Raw genomic sequence first — 20,101 nt, 5'->3', positions numbered from 1 at the left:
TAGAATGAAGACCTCATGTTAAGTAAGCGCATCATCCCCTGCCTGGATGTAAAGGATGGCAGAACAGTAAAGGGTGTAAATTTTGTGGATCTAAAGGATGCGGGCGACCCGGTGGAACTGGCCTGGCAATATGCACAGCAGGGTGCTGATGAGCTGGTATTTCTGGACATCATTGCTACTCACGAAAGAAGAGGGACGACTATTGAAATGGTGAAATCAGTAGCCCGTCAGCTCAACATTCCTTTTACCATAGGTGGCGGCATTACTTCTGTTGCTGATGCTGAGGCGCTGTTAAATTCAGGTGCGGACAAGATCAGCATCAATTCGGCAGCGGTGCGGAACCCTGCGCTGATTGAAGAACTGGCTAAGGCCTTTGGGGTGCAGTTTGTAGTCGTGGCGGTCGATACCAAGCTGGTTGAGGGACGTAATATGGTACACCTGAACGGCGGCCGTCTGATCACGGAACTGGAAACTGAAGACTGGATCCTGCGTGCGGAAAGCCTCGGTGCGGGAGAGATCCTGCTGACCTCTATGGACCATGACGGCACAAAGAACGGTTTTGATTGTTTGCTGCTGGATAAGGTTGCACGCAGCATTAACATTCCTGTTATCGCTTCAGGGGGTGCGGGCAAGATGGAACATTTTACAGAGGTCTTTTTACAGACGGGTGTGGATGCGGCATTGGCGGCTTCGGTATTTCACTTTGGTGAGATCCCGATCCCTGTATTAAAAAATGAATTGAAAAAACACAACATACCGGTAAGGTTATGACTATAGATTTTGAAAAAACGCAGGGTTTGGTACCTGTTATCATACAGGATGTACAAACCCTGGAGGTTTTGATGCTGGGTTATATGAACCAGGAGGCCTGGGACAAAACTCAGGCTGAGGGGAAAGTTACTTTCTTCTCACGGACAAAAAACCGCCTTTGGACCAAGGGTGAAGAAAGCGGTAATTTTCTCTTTGTGAAGGAAACGCATATTGATTGCGATAACGACACTTTACTGATCAAGGTAAGCCCGGTTGGCCCAACTTGTCATACAGGTTCCCGCAGTTGCTTTAAAACCGACTATAACCAGAACTTTATATTTGAACTGGAGCAAGTGATCAAAGACCGGTATGAAAACCCTTCTGAGGCTTCTTATGTGAACAAGCTCCGTGAAAAAGGGCTGAACAAGATTGCGCAGAAAGTGGGCGAAGAAGGTGTGGAAACTGTGATCGCGGCATTGGCCGAGACGGATGTGGATTTTGTGAACGAGAGTTCTGACCTGATCTTTCACCTGCTGGTTCTCCTGAGAGAGAAGGGCAAAACCCTTGCGGATATAGGTTTGAACCTGGAGGGAAGGCATAAATAAGAGCTTATTCATTTGAAATGCTGAAGCACCTCCATACATTAAGCGGTCACCAGAATCCCATCTATACCTTGGCAAATACAGCCGACGGCAAGGGGTTTTACAGCGCGGGCAATGATAAGGGCGTAGTGGAATGGTCGCTGGAGACAATGGCTTTTGTCAAGGTGCTGGCACCGGTGCAAAGCTCGGTGTATGCATTGCACTGTTTTGGGAACTTGTTGTTTATTGCCCAAAGAAGCGGACTGATCCTGGTGTTTGATATTCTTGCTGCAAAGGTTGTTGCTACCCTCAATTTCCATAAAAAAGCGGTTTTTGATGTGAAGACCATTCCTTCGAAGCAGGAATTGATCAGTACTGGTGAGGATGGTATGGTGGCGGTATGGTCTTTAAATGATTATACAATGCTCTATAGCTTTCCGGTCATCAATGATACTGTGCGTACTATAGCGATCAGCGTGAATGAGCGTGAAGTCGCTCTCGGAAGCAAGGACAGTGTGGTACGGATTTACAATTCTGCTGACTACGGCCTGGTAAGGGAACTGCGCAGTCATAAAATGCCGGTAACTGCTTTGCAGTATTCACCGGACGGAAGGTATTTGATCTCTGGCGGACGTGATGCACAATTGAAGGTCTGGGGTCTGCCGGACTATGAACTGGCCAATAACATCGCTGCGCACATGTTTAGTGTATATGCAGTTGCCTACCACCCTACGCAGCCTTTCTTTGCGACCTGCAGTCAGGACAAGGGCATTAAGCTATGGGGCAGTAATGACTTCAAGCTCTACAAGATTCTGAGTCTGGAAAAGAATACGGAAGGGCATTTTCATTCGATCAATAAGCTGATCTGGAGTGCTGACGGGAAGTATCTGATCTCTACAGGTGACGACCGGCAGGTGATGGTGTGGAGGTTTGATCCTTAGTATTCTCAGGAGTTTTCTCTTAGCGCTCTGATTTTCTCTAAAGCAATTACGTCAATTTGATCTTTTGGGCGGTTGACTGCTTTTTTATTATCTATCAGCTGGTTGATATTTAGAAAGGGAACAATTATTCCTTCTAGATCCGCAACAGAAGCAATTTCCAGGCATTCTAAAAACGAAAGGTCTTCTATCCCTTTCATTGATGTCATAATATCAAGTTCGATGGCGTTCTCGACGTAAAAACTGGTCCAGCCTGGTACAAACTGCATCGTTTCAAATGATTGAAAATCGCCGTAACCAAGCTCCCTAAAAGCTAACCTAAGTTGCTTACGATTGTCTAGAGTATCATAAAGCCAAATATCCAAATCGTCGGTACTGCGGTTAAAGCCATGAAAACGAGTTGCAAATCCCCCAACCATGATGTATTTAACGTCATGATCATTTAATGATTTCCAGAACCGAAGCAAACCTTCATCTAAAATGTCCATAAAATTACTTATGAGTAATTATGGCTTTCTTCAGGAGCGCATTCGTCCGCAGCATTTTGGTAAATAGCTGTAATTTCTCCATATCAGGCCTGAACACATCTTTTTTGAGGCGCTCTGCTTCCGGGGAATTTGTTAAATAAACTTCCGAAGGCTCATTGACCATATTTTTATCTTCCTTCTTCATTGGATTTTGCATCTGTACAAATTTACTCAAAAAATAAGCCCGCAACAAAAGCGGGCTTATTTATTTTATCAGGTTTGTAAGTCACCCTTTATTGACTCTTACTTCTTTTTGGACTCCGTGCTGCCAAACAATCTTGGATAATAAGCCAGCGTAAACATGAAATACTGCTGCAATACGTTGACTGTACCTGTGGAAATACTGTTGTTGTACCCATAGTTGATGATGCTTTTATTTTGTCCCAGCAGATCCAGGGCTGAAAACTTGACTTCGGCATTTTCTTTTTTGAGAAACCTGTAGGCAACGCTGGCATTCCAGATGGCAAAATTGACAGGGTCTGAATAGATGGATGTGCTCCGGTTGAACTTGATATTGGTATTCCAGTTCAGCCCTTTAGGCCATACGATGCTCGTCCCTGCTGTTGTCGTATAATTTTTATAGCTGTAATTGACCTCACCGTCCTGCCTGGTGATACCGGTGTTTAAAGATTGTGATCCGGAGATGGTCACCCTGGATTTGAAAGTATAGGCCAGGGAGAGCCAGTTATAAGTGTTCAGGTTGTTTTGAAGTACTGCATCACCGTTGATCACAGCAGGCGTCCGGGCATAATTCAGAGCACTGTTGAAATACACCTGCAACTGGTTTTCCTTCATCTTAAATGCTTTCTGCCAATTGACATTGTAACCTGCAAATTCATAGCCCTCCAGGTTAACATTGAAATGGACCCGGCGGCCCAGCGCATCGTAACTGCTGCTGTCACCAATAAATTTGCTGACCTTACCTGCATTGATGTTAAAGCTAAGCATATCCGAACCTCCAGCGGCATAGTTGCTGTGTTCAAATCTCAGCGATAGTTCCTGTCTGTAGGACGGTTTAAGACCGGGATTCCCGAAATGCAAAAAACTGACGTTTGAGCTATCGGTAAGCGGGGCCAGCTGGTATAAATTAGGGTAAATAGCAGATGTATTGTAGCTAAGGCTGTGAACCCTGTAAAAGTCGCCGTGCTTTTGATGGGTGTAGCGCAAACTTGCACTCGGCAAAAACCGGAAATAAGATTCGTTGAACTGCTGGAACAGTTTACCGGAAACGCTCTCCTGGTAAAAAACCTCAGCGGCTGAAAGCAGGTTAATGCTGAAGCTTTTTTCGTAACGGTTGCTCAAATAATTTCTATAGGTCCTGGAAATGCCGATGGCAGGTTTTTCACTGACGGTATTGTATTGGGTTCTATTAGTCAGGTAATCATTGGCAACATACTGTCCGGTACTGCTCAGGTCTCCTACCTTGGCGGCTTCAGTATTATTGCTAATGTCTACGGTATTTTCCAGGTACATGTTGATACCCAGGTAAGCCAGATCACGGGGCTGAATACCGGGCATGGTAAAGCTGATCTTATGCGCTGAGTTCTTATATTCGGTTTCATACCGCCTGTTATAATACTGGTTTTGCGATGGATCTGAAGCAGTAAAATCTGTAGTCCTTTTGCTGCTGTTGGTACCGTTATTGTTTTTATAGGCATAGCTGGCATCAAAGGGCGCGGATTTATCAGCAGAATTTGAGTAGTAGGCATTCTTATTTTTAAATTTCAGACCAAGGTCAATGGTTCTCTGATCGCCGGTATTTTCCTGCCTGGAAGCATTTCTGCTGGTCGCCCCTGTGGCCACGTTCAGCACATCACTCAGCTGTGTATTGACGCTGCTGTTGTTGCCTGTATTCATATCGTAATTCGCATCCAGCTCCCAGCTTTCAGAAGAATGACTGTAACGCGACCCCAGCCTGTGATTGTTCTGGCTTGAGTTTGCCGTTCCGGTTGCGTTTTTTTCCAGTTGATTGCCCCCGTTCAGACTTTCTACAGTCCGGACCTGCTCCAGTTCTTCCTGTTTGGAACGGGAAAAGAAGTAATCGGCATTTAACCGGTCCGGTTTGCTGAATTCATGTGCCATTGTAAAGCCGGCAGAAGTAAATACGTTGAGCCCGCGTCGGCCAAAGTCAGACTGGTAATCATAGTTTGTGCCTTCGCCTTTGTAGGAGCTGTATCCCATCAGCGACTGGACACTGTTAGCCGTCTTGTTGACATTATTGCGTGTACCAATGATGCTTACCTGAGTTTTCGGGGTATAGCCGCTCAGCATCCCATCTGCTGCATATCGGTGATCGGTACCATATCCTGCCCCGATCTTGCCAAACAAACCACTCTTCTTGTCCTTTTTCAAGACGATGTTCATGTTCACCTCAGGATTGAGTTTGTCCGGGCTGTCTTTATCCTCATAAACCTGGACTTTATCTACTACATTCTTGGGCAGGTTCTGCAGTGCTATTTTGGGGTCACCGCCAAAAAATGGTTTACCTTCGACAAACAGCTTGCTGATCTTCTTTCCGTTTACGGTAATCAGCCCGTCGCTCCATACAGTTACACCGGTAAGCTTGCGCATCAGGTCTTCAACTGTCGCATTGCTGTCTACCTGAAAGGCATCTGCATTGAATACCAGGGTATCCCCTTTCATTTCGACCGGTGGCTTGGCTACGATCATTACTTCGTCCAGATTGTTCTCCGCCCGCTCTGCGATCAGGGTCTTGAGGTCGAGTTTTTTAGTATCAGCCGGGATGATAAAATCTTTTTTGTATGTTTTATAACCGACGTAGCTCATCAACAGGCTCAATTTGGTATTTACAGGAAGTGTTTTAAACTGGAATTTTCCAAAGTTGCTGGTCAGCTGGTAGCCGATCAGTTTTGTATCATCCTTGTAAACTGAGAGTGTAGCGGACCGCAGCACATAGTTGTGAACAGAATCTTTAACAATTCCTTCAAGCGATCCGACATTCGCAGAATCCTTTTTTTGGGCAGAGGCTGACATAAAAAACGTGCACAAGACAAGAGAAAAAAGGAAAATTTTTAGCGCACTGAACATATTCCGGGACTAGAGATTGTCTTTAAGTTTGATCTGCAGGATTACCGGATTATCCGTCTTACTACCTTTGCTAAAATAATTTTCCAGTGCTGGGCTGTATTTGACCCCTTTGCCGGAATTTTCTTTGTGCGCATCAAACATTTGCAGCGAGGAGAAACTGGTATATATAAATTTGCCGTCGCAGGCGGCCAGGGGAAATGTATGGTAGTATTTGCCTTTGTTTACCGGCAGGAAACAGGTCAGTTCATCGGTAAGGATGTGATCGAAGTCGATTACTGTACCCGAATTGATATTGCAGATCAGGTTTTGGGGATACAGGTTGCCTGTATGAAAAAGCAGGTTTGGACCGGTTTGCTGGCAATTGCTAATGGAGTAGATCAGCTTCGGGTTGTCGTTGAACATCTTACGTCTCTTGCCATTGTAACTGGAGTCTGTCAGGAAGTTTTTTGGAACAGCGTTGATCAACGGAAAAATCAACGAATAGAGCTGCTGTATTCTTGAGGGACCCACCTTGAATATCCGGTAATCATTGGAAATGGTAAATAAAGCCGCTGTATCCAGTCCTGTTTCAGAAAGTCCTGAACCTCCATCAAAATAGTCATCCCGTATTTTAAGTCTAGGCACTTTGTAAGGAAATGCTTTTGAAGTCGCGGTTTTAAAGCCTTTTACGTAATGGAGAAGAAACCGTGTTTTGACCCGCTCTTTCTGGTCATCATCATAGCCCATAGAAGACGCTGCCAGGTCCGCGGTTAGGAATACGGCATTATTTAGCAAAGCATCATCATCTTTTACAGACACCTGTCTTTTTTTAATTCCATTGAAACCGAAAACCATTTGCGTCCAGATCCGGCTTCTCATTTGAAGGAAAACTACTTCTTTTGCTTTTCTGTTGACATTGAAGGTAGCGATCCGGTCATTGTTGTCCATAGTCTTGTTATTGCCCCCGGATATCTTATGCTGAAATTTCCCCTGTCTGTCAAAGAACAGTATGGCATTGGTGTTTTCATCAAATATAATAAGGTGATCTTCTGTAACTTCGAGCTTATCTATCTTTCCGAAGGTACTTTCTTTGGTGGTTTCCAGTGGGATGTAAGTTGCAGATTCGAATGCTTCTGAAGCTGAGGCCCCATAGGCGTTTCCGGGGTCTATCCTTAATGTTTTAACGTTGATCGTATCGACCGGAATGATTCGCTGTGCCTTTAATGCCACAGAGAGCGACAGCAGAAAAATGGTAATGAGCAGCGTTTTTTTCATGATTTAACTCTATTTTCAAAGATCGTCCTTTACTTTGATCTGCACAAGAACAGGATTGTCTTCTTTCTTTCCTTTGTTGAAATAATCATTTAAAACCTGGTTATATTTAATTCCCTTGTTCTGGTTGGCCTCATGTTCCTGGAACATCGTGATAGATGAAAATGAAGAATACAAATTTTTGCCGTCGCTGGCCACGAAACCTGTATAACTATACATCCGGTCATCTGCTACGGGCAGAAAGTAAGAAAGCTCATCTGTGGTAATGTGGCCAAGCCCGATGGCTGACCCGGATTTAAGGTTGTAAATGATGGTTGACAGTTTAGATTGGCCCATTGAACTGGTGGCTTTAAAAGTGAGGTTGTTGCCTGTCAGAAAGCAATTGCCCAACCCGTAGATTGCATCAGGATGTTCCTGGAGGTACTTCATCCGCTTGTCTTTGTAATTGCTGTTGGTGATGATGTCTGAGGGCAGCACATTGATCATAGGCAATATCAATTTGTAGGCCCGCTGGATGGTATGCGGCGTCAGCCTGAAAATGTTATAGTCGTGGTGCTTTGTATAGAAGACTGCTGTATCATTTCCATAATAAAAAAGCGGACCGCTGGCTACGCCCATGATATCCCCATCGACCTCCAGTCCTTTTACCTGGTAAGGGAAACCGCGGTACCTGATTTCCTTCAGGTCCCGGATATATTCCACCTGATGCCTGGTACCCACCCCATCCTCTTTGTTATCATTTAAGTTGCTGGCTGTAACCAGGAGGTCTTTGCCAATAAACATCCCATCATCAAACTGAGGGTCTTTGGAGCCACGCACTATATCCCTGACTTTTTTCCCGTCGAAATCGTAAAAATGATAGGTCCAGATATGCGTTTTTGTGTCTACGCTGGTAAACATAATTTCCTTTGTCCACCTGTTGACTTTAAAATCATAGATACGGACACTAAAATCGAACATGGGCGAGCCCGGGAATTTCTTGTCTCCGCCTTTGATTTTGGCGACAAACTTACCATCCTTTTTAAACAGGAGAATGCAATTGGTATTCTCATCCAGGATAATAAACCGGTCTTCGGTCACTTCAAGCTGCTCTATCCGACCAAAGGTGCTTTCCTTTGTGGTTTCCAGCGGAATATAACTGACACTTTCAAATATTTCAGAAGCATTGCCACCCATGGCATTGGCAGGATCTACACGCAGTTCTATGGTTTTAGAAGTGTCTGTGGGGATAACTTTCTGGGCGTTGGCTTCAATAGCAAAAATGGACAGGAAAAGAGTAGCTAAAAATAGCTTAGGGATGAAATGTGAGCGCATGAACATTTGGTTTAATGCAATATTAATAAAAATTCCGATATATCTACGGCCCGATTTTAACCTTCTTCATCCCCTCCCTCCCATAAAACACTGGAAAATACATCATTTCTGCTTTGGCCGGATTGAGGTTATAAACTCCCGAATACCTTGGCGTCAGCTGCACTGTAAATGTGTATTTCCCTTGTTTCAGCTTCGTGCAAAATATCGAAGTTTTGTGTTTAAAATATTCCCGGTGCGTTTCTACTCCCCAGTAGCTCTGCGGTTTGTTTTCATAAGAACAACCCGCCGGGATGGGAATTTCTATCATGACGTAGTCTGCGTCGGCACGGACTTCTACATCTACTTTCAAAATAGCAGTTGTCCCCCCTTTGAGGCTTTTCACTTCATTGTTGTTTTGGAGAAATGCAGATTTGACAGTAAAGTCTTTGCTCACTTTCTCCGGATTGGAATTGTGGAATTGCTGGTAGGCTGTAAAATAGACCGGAGCATTGCCTCTTTTATCTACGCTGAGCTTGCCGGGCTCTATGACCTTGCTAAATGGAAAAGTTTTGATCACTTCTGTTTTATTGAGCACCAGGTTTGGTGGCTCAGGTTTCTTCCCTTCTGTAATTAGTTCCGGCAGAATGGTTTCCAGGATCAGCGAGGATTCGTAAGTATTGCGCCATTGCCCGTCTTTACGTTGTTCCAGGAAATACCGTGCAATTTTATCAAGTGCTGTCCGATAGCCGCCATTTGTTTTAAGGATCTGGTAAGCCAGCAGCGTATTTTGTATGCTGTTGTCCCAGAAGTAGCTATTGGCCTCACCCCAGTACACATTGCCAAACATGGTGGTTTTCTTTTGCTTCAGCAACCACTGGATATCGATTGGTATACCGGCTTTTTGTCTCAGCGACATCAGCTGTAACTTCTCATAAAGTGGCGGGCGGTACTCGGGAATGCGCGGATTTATCTTTCTTTCTTTCTGCCTGAGTGCTGCTGCTTGTTCCGCTTGCTCTTCTACCGCTTCAATCCAGTCTTTGATGTAGTATTTACTATCGAGTGTGTGCAGGAGCTTGATCAGGTACAATTGATTGAATCTGGTGCCTTCTGCCAGCTTTCCAAGCAGATGCCGGTACAGCTGGTCTTTGTTGAGGGACGTGGTATAGCCGCTTTGCTCGGCCTGTAACAAGGCTTCTACCACATGGAGGCTGATCCACATTTCCTCACCACTACCCTGCCACCAACCCCAGGTTCCTTCCGGACGTTTGTTATTTCCCAGTTTGCTGAGCAATTCTTTAATGTTTTTTTCTCCTTTAAATGGTTCGTCCAGATAGGTTTTGATTTTTTTCTCCAGCAGGATGGCTTTGAGTTTGGAAGCCAGCTGTTCATTGCACAGGTATTCATAGTTGCGCAGCTTCTCAATTTCACTGAGCAGTACGGGGAAGACAGATGCTTCGGCATTGACAGTCACTTTGCCTAAAGCCGCGTCGAAGTTATAATTGCTGCTGGTATCGCCGGAAAGCACATCGAAGTATCCCTTGGTTTCCTTTACGCCTATTGGCATTAAGGGGATCTTGCGCTGCTCGCCGTCAAAATAACCATTGGCCTGTGTCATCGTGTATTCAAAATCCAGGCTGTCGGGCGCTGCGCCGGCAAGGGCTTTGGCCGCAATGCTGACCGTATCAATATGGGCATTCTTATATTTGATTTCAGAGTTCAAAAGCTCTTTTCCATTGTAGGATAGTTTCCTGATGGCGCTTTCTTCCATATTGGTATAGTTCATCAGCTTTCCGATGACGGAGATCTGGTCGCCCTCGACGGCAAATAGCGGGCTGACAAAGTTTGCGCTCAATGATTTGAAGGACTTGATGGTCATTTGACTCTGCCCTGTCTGCCCGCGCCCGTTCATAGCGATAGTCCTGGTGTTCCAACTGGTGATGTCGTCCGGAAACTTCACGCTAAAGGATGCTTTTCCGTCGGCATCTGTGAGTAACCTGGGCTGCCAGATGGCATAGTCTGAAAAGTTCCTGCGCATGCTCTGCTGCGCGTTGACCGGAGCTCCGTCAGCACCGGTTTGCGGGTTGACTTTTTTACTTTTGATGAGGATGACACCATTAGCGCCCCTGACACCATAGATGGCTGTGGCGTCGGCATCTTTTAAGATGCTGATATCTGCAATATTTTCCTGGTCCAGTGAATTGATATCTCCAGGGAAAGGCAAGCCATCCAGAAAGACTAAAGGGGCTCCTTTGACGGCGCCGCTTCCTGTGTTTAGTCCCCTGATGTTGACTGAGCCTCTTAATCCTGGCATTCCCGGAGTGAGTGGAACATTGGGCACTTCTTTTCCAGCCACTATAAACGAGGAACCGGTCGTTTGCTCACGCGATCTTTTCTGATATCCCCTGATCACCACTTCGTTGAGTGTGGTTTTTGTGGATTTCATCATTTCGATGCGACCCTTGAGGTCAACAAGGCTGATCTGAATGTCATCATAGCCATTCATTGAAAATACCAGCGTGCCTCTTTCCGGCGTCTTTGCCGTATAATGTCCTTTATTGTCCGTGACTGCCAGTTCATATTTCAATCCTTTCATCCTGACCGTTACTCCGCGAAGCGGGTCGCCTGTATTATGGTCGAGGACGGTTCCGTTTATTTTTTTCTTAAAATATTTTGGATCAAACTGTTTCTCGTTGATGAGCTCGACCACTTCATCTTTCACTTTTGCAGTTTGTGCCGCAGCAAAATACTGCGATAAAGATTTGATCCTGGCGTCAATGGCAGTTGACAGGCTATCTGCAGACTGCAACTTTACTGCTTTCCAAAAATAATAGTTGTATCCGTAAGGCATAACGGAAATCTCTTCTTTGATAAAATAACTGTTATCCTTCAAAAGGTATATGGCACAGTAGGTCCCTTTCGGTACCTGAATATTTTGATTTTGTCCGGGGTAGATCTGCACATAATCGGGTTCCTCTGGATTGTATATAATGATGTTTTTAACATAAGGCATGTCTATCGTTACCGCAGGATCTATCCTCATATACAGACGGCAGGAACCATAGTTTGGCCCGAACAAATTGGTTGTATGGCTCCTGAGGTTCAGGTATTCGTTCCAGATGCTGTCTATTTCTCCGCTTTGAAGCGGGTAGTCCGCATAACCTGTATTTCCCGGCGCAGCGCGAAGATCTGGATTAAAGGCGTATTTGGTTGAAAATGATTTCTGTTTAAGCAGCTGAGGCCGAAAAGTATAGGTATATCCAGGCTCCTTGAAAAAGGAATGGTCCATCAAGTCTGAATGGAGGAACAGAAAGTTCTCCCGGAGCGGGCCAACGAGTATTTCCCTATTTCGGCCGCCATATGGTGGTGGATTGACCAGGATATCCTGTCCTAAGCCTTTCAGGATAGTTTTTTCGCCTTCAAGATTATCGGCAATCCGGATCATATATTTGTCAAGCTCCGCAGCTTCATCGGGTGTCAGTTCGGATGGCATTACCTGAATGGTGACTTTTTTATTGGAGGAGTCTGCAGCAACGCTGAGAATGGTTTTACGATTTGGTGCGAATTCCAGCCCTTCCAGAGTGACCAGCTGTGTAGCCGTACGCATTTTGATGTAGTGATAGCCCGGAGTCATCGTAAACGCATAGCGCCTGAGCTGCTGTGCCTGGCTGAAATATACCGGTATTCCATCAATGTAAACGATATGGAGCGGCTCTATGGCTCCATTTTTGACGACAAAAGGTGAGATCACAGGGGCCTGAACCACCGTTTTTTCCTCGATTTTATACAGATCCCTGGTCTGTGTAAATTTATAGTATTCCATGGTATCCAAATGGAGCGAACGTCCCCATTTGTTCCAGTTTAGCTGCATTTGTCCGGACTGTTCCGCCAGGTTTTTATTGGGCAGCCGGGGCTTGAGCTTTCGGCCAAAGAAGGGTCGGTTAAAATCCGGTAGTGTGATACTGCCCTGATTTCCGAATTTTGAGGTATAAGCAAATGCAGTAACGTCAGTTGCCGGCACCGGCCTGTCTTCTGCGTCGGTGACTTTAACCTGCATTTTTACGGTCTGTCCCGGGTAGACCAGCTCGGGGCTGAGCAGGGCAACATTGAGCTGTTTGGCAAAATAGGCTGCGCTGGTTTCCCGTGAGTGCAATTGTCCGGCCCAGAGGTAGTGGATCAGTACATGAGCTGCGTCGTTTGCACGGTGTCTGAGTACCGTATCCAGGGTAGTGGTATATCCCTGGAACATCACATTGTTTCCGGAAAATACGGTGTACCAAAATGGAATATGGTGCGGGTTGCTTACACTAACCCGCAGCGAATCTTTGCTATGTATAGCTGATGCAGCAAGATTTGATTCTATACTGTTCAATTCTACTGTTTGTTTATAGCCATCGGCCGTTTTGAGGTCATAGTTAAAGGCCATGGGGTCACGTTTAATCACTGCCGGCAGCTCCACCATTACAGAATCTGTATAGGACTGCTGATCATTCCCGGACAGGACGGTATAAATGGTGGCTTTCTGTTTTACCGGTTTACCTGCTACCTGGTAGTCAAAATGAAGACTGTCATTTTTAAATTTCCAGGAAATGGAACGGTTGTCTTCCATGTGCTGGAGATATAAGTATTGGCTCCGTGTTTCGTTATTGCTGTTGGAAAAGCGGAAATCCAGGTTCAGATTTAGATCTGCTTTTGGAAATATGCTGTCGGGGATGACGACTTTGGTTTCACCAACCGGATCCATCACGACCGTGCTCGTCCATAATGTGTCTTTCACAAAAACACTGGCACTATGATACCGGTCTATATAACTGGTTTTTAACCATATACTCACTTTCCCATCGGGTACAGCAAGTTCGTTTTCGTCGACTGCCTTCAAAAACAGAACGAGCGGATCTCCTCTTTTGTGCCCTTTTTTCTCCAATCGTGCGGAAAAATTAACAGACTTTAATTCATAGTCTTCATACGAGAAATTATTGCTGATAGCAGCTATCCAGTCTGCACCGATCTTTTCTTCGAGCGTAATGCTGTAGGCGGCATCCAATCTGAGTTTGAGGCTGTCTGACAGGGCAAACCGATATTCATAACCGCCTTCGTGGTAAGCATCAATGGTATCCAGTATTATACTTTTGTATCCATCATTGGCGTAGGCACCAGCGAGCTTGACCCGCATCTTTTTGTGGTGGAGTGCTGCACCTTTTGTGTTGAGCAGGTAGGCCTTAAACCTGACTGTATCGAGCGGCTTATATTTTGGCTGGCTGAAAACCATATAACCTTTATACCTTTTCCGGTATTTTTCCTGTTTTTCCCTTGCTTTGTCGCGTTCCGGGTAGTAGGGTTTTTTAGCGAACATCTTCCGGAAAAACGACAGCTTCTTCTTTGGTCTCTTTTCAGGGGCTATATTGTACATGAAATAATTGCTGATGCCCTGGTATTTTACAGTGACCACAGTCTGCTTTGAAGAATAGGGTGCTACGTAAAAATTGCTGGACTTATCGAAAGCTACCTTCTTGCTTTTACCGATGGTCACTTCCGCATCCCGGATCTGTTTGCCCGAAGAATCGGTAATGACACATCTGAAGTCCTTCCCATTATTGGTAAAATGCACATAGGTATTGGCCACAGGAACGACCTCATATTCGAGTTGGTTACCGTTTGGCCGGACATACAGGTAATTGCCATGAGGCAGCTTTTTACGGGAAGGAAATCCGGTAGTCAAAAAAGAATCTACCGAAGTATGCATAAAGCTGTCATTAATTATTTTGGTTCCGCCGAATGCAACGGAATAGGCTTCCTGATCGCTTAATTTATAGATATAGGTATAATATCCGGAGGTTCTGGCCAGGGTTAGTTTCTTTTGTGCAACAACAGATCCTGAAACAACAACCAGTAACAGAATTAAGCGTATAATTTTATTCATTTAGTATCGTCTAATTAATATTGACTTTCTTCATCCCCTCTCTGCCGTAAAATACTGGGAAGTACATCATTTCTGCTTTGGCGGGATTGAGGTTATAATTTCCTGAATACCTTGGCATCAGCTGAATGCTGAAGGTGTATTTTCCCTGTTTCAGCTTCGTGCAAAATATCGAAGTTTTGTGTTTGAAATATTCCCGGTGTGTTTCTACTCCCCAGTAACTTTGTGGCTTGTTTTCATAAGAACAACCCGCCGGGATCGGGATTTCTATCATCACATAGTCTGCGTCGGCACGGACTTCCACTTCTGCTTTCAGGAAAACCGATGCCCCGCCTTTAAGCTGTGTTATGGGTTTGCCATTTTGCTCAAAACTGGTTTTAACTTCAAAATCTTTACTGACCTTCTCAGGTTTAGGATTGTTGAACTGCTGATAGGCAGTAAAATAGACTGGCGCTGTTCCTTTCTTATCAACGGTTATTTTGCCCGGATGGATTGTTTTGGTAAAGGGAAAAGCATTAACTACCTCGGTTTTGTTGAGTGTAATTGATGGTGCTTCCTGTTTTTTCCCTTCTACCATCAGTTCCGGCAATATGGTTTCCAGGATGAGTGAGGACTCATAGGTGTTACGCCACTGCCCGTCTTTACGCTGTCCAAGGAAATATTGTATGATCAGGTTGAGTTCATCGTTGTATCCTCCTTTTGCTTTCAGAATGTGGTAGGCCAGCAAGGTATTCTGGATGCTGTTGTCCCAGAAGGCAATGCCTGGCTCACCCCAGTAGCTGTTGCCAAACATGGTTGACTTTTTCTGTTTGAGCAACCAGTTGATGTCTGCAGGCATTCCTGCTTGTTGCTTCAGCTGCATCAGCTGGAGGCGGCTAAAGAGGGTCTGGTCTTTCTGGTCAGCCTTTTGTTTTTCTACCGCTTCAAACCAGCTTCTAAAATCATACTTATTTTCCAGCGTCCGCATCAGTTTGACCATAAACAATTGATCAGTATTTTTTCGGCCGGTCAGCTGGTCATTCAGGTAGTTGTACAAAACGCGGGTATCCAGCTCTACCGCATAGCCTGCTTCTTTGGCCAGCAATAGCGCTTCTACGACATGACCACTGATCCACATCTCGTCTTCAGTATTCTGCCACCAGCCCCAGCCACCGTGCGGCCCTCTGTTATTTTGCAGTTTTTTGATCAGCTCTTTAATGTTCTTTTCCTCTTTAAAATCTTCGTTCAGGTATTTCCGCAGCTTTTGCTCCAGGATGAGGCCTTTCAATTTGGAGGCCAGCTGTTCATTGCACAGGTATTCGTAATTGCGCAATTTATCCATTTCGCTCAGCAAAACGGGGAAAACAGAGGCTTCTGCATGCAGGGTAACCTGCCCTGGAGCGGCATCAAAGTTATAGGAGGTAGTGGTATCCCCGTGTAAGGCGCTGAAATATCCTTTGGTTTCCTGTATACCAAGTGGCAAAAGCGGAATTCCGCGTTTCTCGCCATCAAAATACCCTTTGTCTTGGTGTAATGTATAAAGAAACTGCAGGCTATCTTTGGCTTTTGCTGATCCTGTGGCAAGGACTGCTATCGTATCAATATGTGCATTTTTAAAAGTCAGGTTGTTGTTCCGGATTTCTGAGCCATTGTACTCAAACTTCCTGGTCACGGTTTCTTCTTTGTCACTGTAGTTCATGAGCTTGCCGATGACCTTCAGGCTATCGCCAGAGAGCGCAAAAGACGGTGAGGTTATATTCGCGCTCAAACTTTTGAATGAACGGATAGAAGTGTTAAGATAGCCATATTGCTTATGCCCGTTCATGGCATAGACCGTAGTGCTCCAATTGGTCATGTCGTCGGGAAACTTGACTTTAAACCTTGCTTTTCCGTCCTGGCCTGTAAGCAATTTTGGCTGCCAGAAAGCGTAATCTGAAAAATTACTGCGCAGGCTCTGCCGTCCGCTTGGCTCCTGCCCGCCTTCAGCCCCAAAATATTGTGAACCGTTGGTGGTGATAACAGTCACTCCGTTTGCACCGAGCTTGCCATAAATGGCAGCGCCCCTAACCGGGTCCAGCATTTCTATGGAAACAATCGCCGAATTGCTGATTTGTTCCATTGTTCCGTTAAATGGTTTGCCGTCTACGATCAGCAGGGCGTTTTTACCTTCTTCTGAACCTGAACCGGTACTGGTTATGGTGCTTAACCCCCGGATATTAACGGACCCTCTCAACCCCGGGCCTCCGCTATTGTTTTGTATATTTAAACCCGCAACTTTACCCTGCAGCAGCTGTTCCACATTTGCTACCGGAACATCTTCGAAGTTCCTTCGTCCACTGCCTGAGTATCCTCTGATGACTACGTCTTCAAGGTCAGTCCGCTCCTTCAAAGTGATCAGCCAATCGCTTTTCCTGCCTATAGTGATTGTTTTAGTTTCATAACCCACGTAGGTAACCGTCAGCACAGTTTTTTTCGGTACTATGAAACTAAAATAGCCGTTTCCATTGGTCTGGCCCAGGCCTTTAAGCGGCCTGCCGAAAAAAAGACCGGCACCAGGCAGCGGTTCACCTGTATACTCATCGATAATTGTTCCGCTGATGACCATCTTTCCCCGAGGTGCCTTGCCTGTCAAAGGAGAGACTACCTTTCCTGGCAGTTTATAATTGTAGTTGCGGATTCCCGGACTGGTCATTCCGGAAAATTTGATCTTATGGTCCAATGCTTTGCTCATCTCATCTGCGGGATGGACCTGTTTGTTTTTCAGCAAAATATAGTTGATGCCACCCGCCCTTATGCGGATGTCTTCTGTGAAGTAACTGTTGTTCTTGAGCAGGACGAAAATTCGGTACCAGGCTTCATCCAGCACCAGGTCATTTATATAACCTCCGTTAACATGCATGAACGCAGGGTCATCTTTCTTGTAAAGAACGATATTCTTTATATAGGGAAGCCGGTTGGTCAGTGAAGTGTCGGTTACCATCCTGAGGCTGCCTGTATGCACAGTTTTAGGTTTGGGATTTTCTGCCAGAAAATGCGTGTTCCTGCTTTTGAAATCAAGGTAATCTGTCCAAATGCTATCTATTTCATGTTTAAGCACGGGATTCTGACTGTAGGAGACCCCTTCAATTCCGAGGTTCACAACAGGGTGGTATTTATCGGCGGTATCCAGCGCTCTCAAAGTGATCCCTGAATGCAGAAAGGTGAAGACTTTATTGCTGTCCCGGGTAAAAGGAATATCGAGGTCACCGGATTTAAACCTAAGCGATTTCTCTTTGAACGGACCGATGTAGAGTAACTTCCGGGGGATGGTATTTGGCGGTGGATTAATGAGAAATTCTTCGCTTCCGCTATAAATAACTGCCTTATTGCCTTCAAAATTTTCGTTGACATAAATCATATATCCGTTCAGTCCGCGGAGCCGCTGTTCGAATTCTTTATCTTCCAGAAGCGAAACCGAGGCTTTTGAATTGGCCGGATCAGCAGCAATTCCGAGAATGGTTTTGAAGCCTTGTTCAAAATTCCGGGTAACAGACGCTTTATACTCCCGGCTGTAGACTTCTACTTTGTGCGTGCCGGGACTGATATTGAAGGCGTATCTTTTGAGTTGCTTCGCCCCGCTATAGTATACCGGAATTCCGTCTATATAAACCAGGATTGCCGGGTCTATCGCATGCTCCCTTATCAGAAAGGGAACCACAATGGTTTGATTGCTTTCTATTTTTTCCCTTCCGGCATAAAGCTCGTCTGGATAAATAAATTGGAAATAAGGTACTGTATCCAAACCGAATTTCTGGTGCCATCTGAGCCAGTCCAGTTTGAGGCTTTGTGTCTGATCAAATGGTTCGGGAGAATAGGGCAATGGTTTTCCGGCCTTGTAGATAAATGGCTTTTCAAAAAGATCCCGATAATAAGGAATGTCTCCGAATTTTGCGGTGTAAGCGTATGCCGTAAGATCTGTGCCCGCAACCGGACGCTTTGCCTTGTCCGTGACCAGCACTTTCATTTGCGCGATCTGTCCTGGATAGACTGCTTCGGGTGCTTCAAACGCTATCTGAAGTGACTCTGGCGAAGTATAGACATGGTTTTGCTGGCTTTGGACCCTTCCCTGCCACAGGTAGGAGAGATGAATTTTCTCATCTTCTCCGGCTTTTTTTTGCAGAACAGTGTCAAGTTGGGTGCTATAACCCCGCTTGAGCACTTTTCCCCCGGAAAAAATGGTATACCAGAAAGGGATTTGCTGCGCGCTCCCGGCGTGTATGAGCAGCGAGTCCTGACGCCTTTCAGCAGATGCCTGAAACTGGGGCTGGAGCCATTTGTAATCCGTAGGATAGGAGATTCCTTCTGCAGTCCTGAAAGCATAATCAATGACGCGGGGATCGAGTTTTATTTTCTGTGGAAGGCCTGTAACGATGGAATCAGTATATCTTCCATCTTCACCAATGGTGTATAGTATGCCCTCATGCGCTGCCGGTGAATCATTGACCTCAAAAGTGAACTTCAAACTGTCCTTTTCGAGCAAAGTGGTGATCTTTTTGTTCTCGTATTCATAACTGAGGTTTTGGGACGCCTGCCTGGATTCATTGTTGCTGTTCCGGAAACTGAAGTTAACAGTAAAGTTCATATTGACCTTAGGAAATATACTATCCGGTAGCCTTAGAACGGTCTCTCCGACTGGATCGAGTCTGAGGCTGGTCTTCCATAATTCTGTCCTGACAAATTCCTTCGGGTTATAAAATTTTCTGACGCCACTTGTTTTTATATCGACCTCTACTCTTCCGTCAGGAGTGGCAAGCCCGTTTTCATCGGTCGCTTTCATATAAAAAATAACCGGACTGCCAGGGTGGTGTACCGTTTTATTGGTCCTTACAAAAAAGGAAGCTGACTTCAGCTCGTAATCTCCATAGTAGAAAAACCCCGAAAAAACAGTTTTCAGTTTGCCTTTAACGTTTTCTTTAAAATGGAGCACGTAACTTTCATTCAATTTGAGTTTCATGCTGTCAGCTAAAACAAAACTGCCTTCATATCCCCCTTCCCGGTAAGGATTTAAACTGGCGATAGGGATGTCCCGCCCTGAATTCTTCAGCTCCAGTTTCAATGTTTTGTTGTGTATGGACTTTCCATTTTTTGTAACCAGGTAAACTTTGAACCTGACAGTGTCGAGCGGACGGTATCTTGGTTTATTGAAATGCAGCTGTCCTGTATATGGTTCGGATTCTGCAGGTGCTGACGGTTTTTTCTTTTTTTTGGGCTGTTGAGGGCGGTCAAATGCATATTTATAAAAACTGGAAACATCTCCATACCTGATGCTGATCAGCTTGTCTTTTGAATCCGGCTTTCCATGATAAGATTTTGACTGGGGGTCAAATTTAATGGTATAATGTGCACCTTGTGTGACGTCGGCGTTTTCGATAAGTCTTCCCTGTAAATCAGTTAATATAAACTGAAACCGGTCACCGTCACTGATGAATTTAACCTGTACATTTCTTACATTCCTTATCTTGTATTTTAATCGGTTGCGCGAGACTGATAGGTAGAGGTAGTTTCCGTATGGCAGTTGCTTAAAGTAAGCAGGCTGATCAACACTAAAAGAATCTACCAGTGTATGAAGTACTTTATCCTGGAGCTTATGAACAGAGCCGAGGGCAAAATCCGCAGCTTCTTTATCATTGAGTTTATAAATGTAGGTATAATGACTTGAAATAGGACTTGTAGTAAGTTTTCTTTGGGCATACAGGACAACGCTGCCGGCAATGAACAAGTACAGAGAGAGTAAGAGTCGTTTCATCTATTTGGTTTACTGCATGATGCAATAATTACCAA

10 protein-coding genes are annotated in these 20,101 nt (G+C 45.1%); 3 read left to right on the top strand and 7 right to left on the bottom strand.

Annotated features, from left to right (window positions below):
• Nucleotides 1-15: 15 nt before the first annotated feature.
• From hisF to QEP08_RS01795, 3 genes are read left to right on the top strand one after another with little or no spacing between them, the layout of a single operon-like run.
• Nucleotides 16-771: an imidazole glycerol phosphate synthase subunit HisF gene (gene hisF / locus QEP08_RS01805; protein ID WP_285055078.1), complete on the top strand. Its 756-nt coding sequence runs from the start codon at nucleotides 16-18 to the stop codon at nucleotides 769-771.
• Nucleotides 768-1,355 carry a bifunctional phosphoribosyl-AMP cyclohydrolase/phosphoribosyl-ATP diphosphatase HisIE gene (hisIE, locus tag QEP08_RS01800; RefSeq protein ID WP_285055077.1) on the top strand — a complete coding sequence of 196 codons (588 nt, stop codon included), beginning with the start codon at nucleotides 768-770 and terminating at the stop codon, nucleotides 1,353-1,355. The genes hisF and hisIE overlap by 4 nt, the downstream gene beginning before the upstream one ends.
• Nucleotides 1,356-1,372: 17 nt before the next feature.
• A complete protein-coding gene (locus tag QEP08_RS01795) occupies nucleotides 1,373-2,272 on the top strand; it encodes a WD40 repeat domain-containing protein (RefSeq protein ID WP_285055076.1) in 900 nt (299 codons plus the stop codon).
• Nucleotides 2,273-2,277: 5 nt separating this feature from the next.
• Here the strand turns inward: QEP08_RS01795 and QEP08_RS01790 are convergent, their stop codons facing one another.
• The 7 genes from QEP08_RS01790 to QEP08_RS01760 all read right to left on the bottom strand — a co-directional run bounded on the left by QEP08_RS01790 (nucleotide 2,278) and on the right by QEP08_RS01760 (nucleotide 20,066).
• On the bottom strand, nucleotides 2,278-2,757 hold the full coding sequence (locus tag QEP08_RS01790; protein ID WP_285055074.1) for a hypothetical protein: 480 nt from the start codon (nucleotides 2,755-2,757) through the stop codon (nucleotides 2,278-2,280).
• A gap of 4 nt (nucleotides 2,758-2,761) precedes the next feature.
• Complete coding sequence (locus tag QEP08_RS01785) at nucleotides 2,762-2,941, bottom strand: hypothetical protein (RefSeq protein WP_285055072.1); 180 nt, start codon at nucleotides 2,939-2,941, stop codon at nucleotides 2,762-2,764.
• A 98-nt stretch (nucleotides 2,942-3,039) separates the two neighbouring features.
• The gene (locus QEP08_RS01780; RefSeq protein ID WP_285055071.1) at nucleotides 3,040-5,790 is read right to left on the bottom strand and encodes an outer membrane beta-barrel protein; all 2,751 of its coding nucleotides are present in this window, start codon (nucleotides 5,788-5,790) and stop codon (nucleotides 3,040-3,042) included.
• 63 nt (nucleotides 5,791-5,853) lie between these two features.
• Nucleotides 5,854-7,098, bottom strand: a complete 1,245-nt coding sequence (locus tag QEP08_RS01775; protein ID WP_285055068.1) for a DUF4934 domain-containing protein — start codon at nucleotides 7,096-7,098, stop codon at nucleotides 5,854-5,856.
• Between the two features lie 15 nt (nucleotides 7,099-7,113).
• Nucleotides 7,114-8,409, bottom strand: coding sequence for a DUF4934 domain-containing protein (locus tag QEP08_RS01770; RefSeq protein ID WP_285055066.1), 1,296 nt, complete (start codon nucleotides 8,407-8,409; stop codon nucleotides 7,114-7,116).
• A 43-nt stretch (nucleotides 8,410-8,452) separates the two neighbouring features.
• Nucleotides 8,453-14,305 carry an alpha-2-macroglobulin family protein gene (locus tag QEP08_RS01765; protein ID WP_285055064.1) on the bottom strand — a complete coding sequence of 1,951 codons (5,853 nt, stop codon included), beginning with the start codon at nucleotides 14,303-14,305 and terminating at the stop codon, nucleotides 8,453-8,455.
• Nucleotides 14,306-14,315: 10 nt separating this feature from the next.
• Entirely contained in the window at nucleotides 14,316-20,066 is a 5,751-nt protein-coding gene (locus QEP08_RS01760; protein WP_285055061.1) for an alpha-2-macroglobulin family protein, read from the bottom strand.
• Nucleotides 20,067-20,101: the final 35 nt, after the last annotated feature.

This window comes from Pedobacter ginsengisoli (genome assembly GCF_030244015.1).
Classification (GTDB): domain Bacteria; phylum Bacteroidota; class Bacteroidia; order Sphingobacteriales; family Sphingobacteriaceae; genus Pedobacter; species Pedobacter ginsengisoli.
Note: the sequence above shows the minus strand (reverse complement) of the source record. Positions and strands in the feature narration are given on the sequence as shown.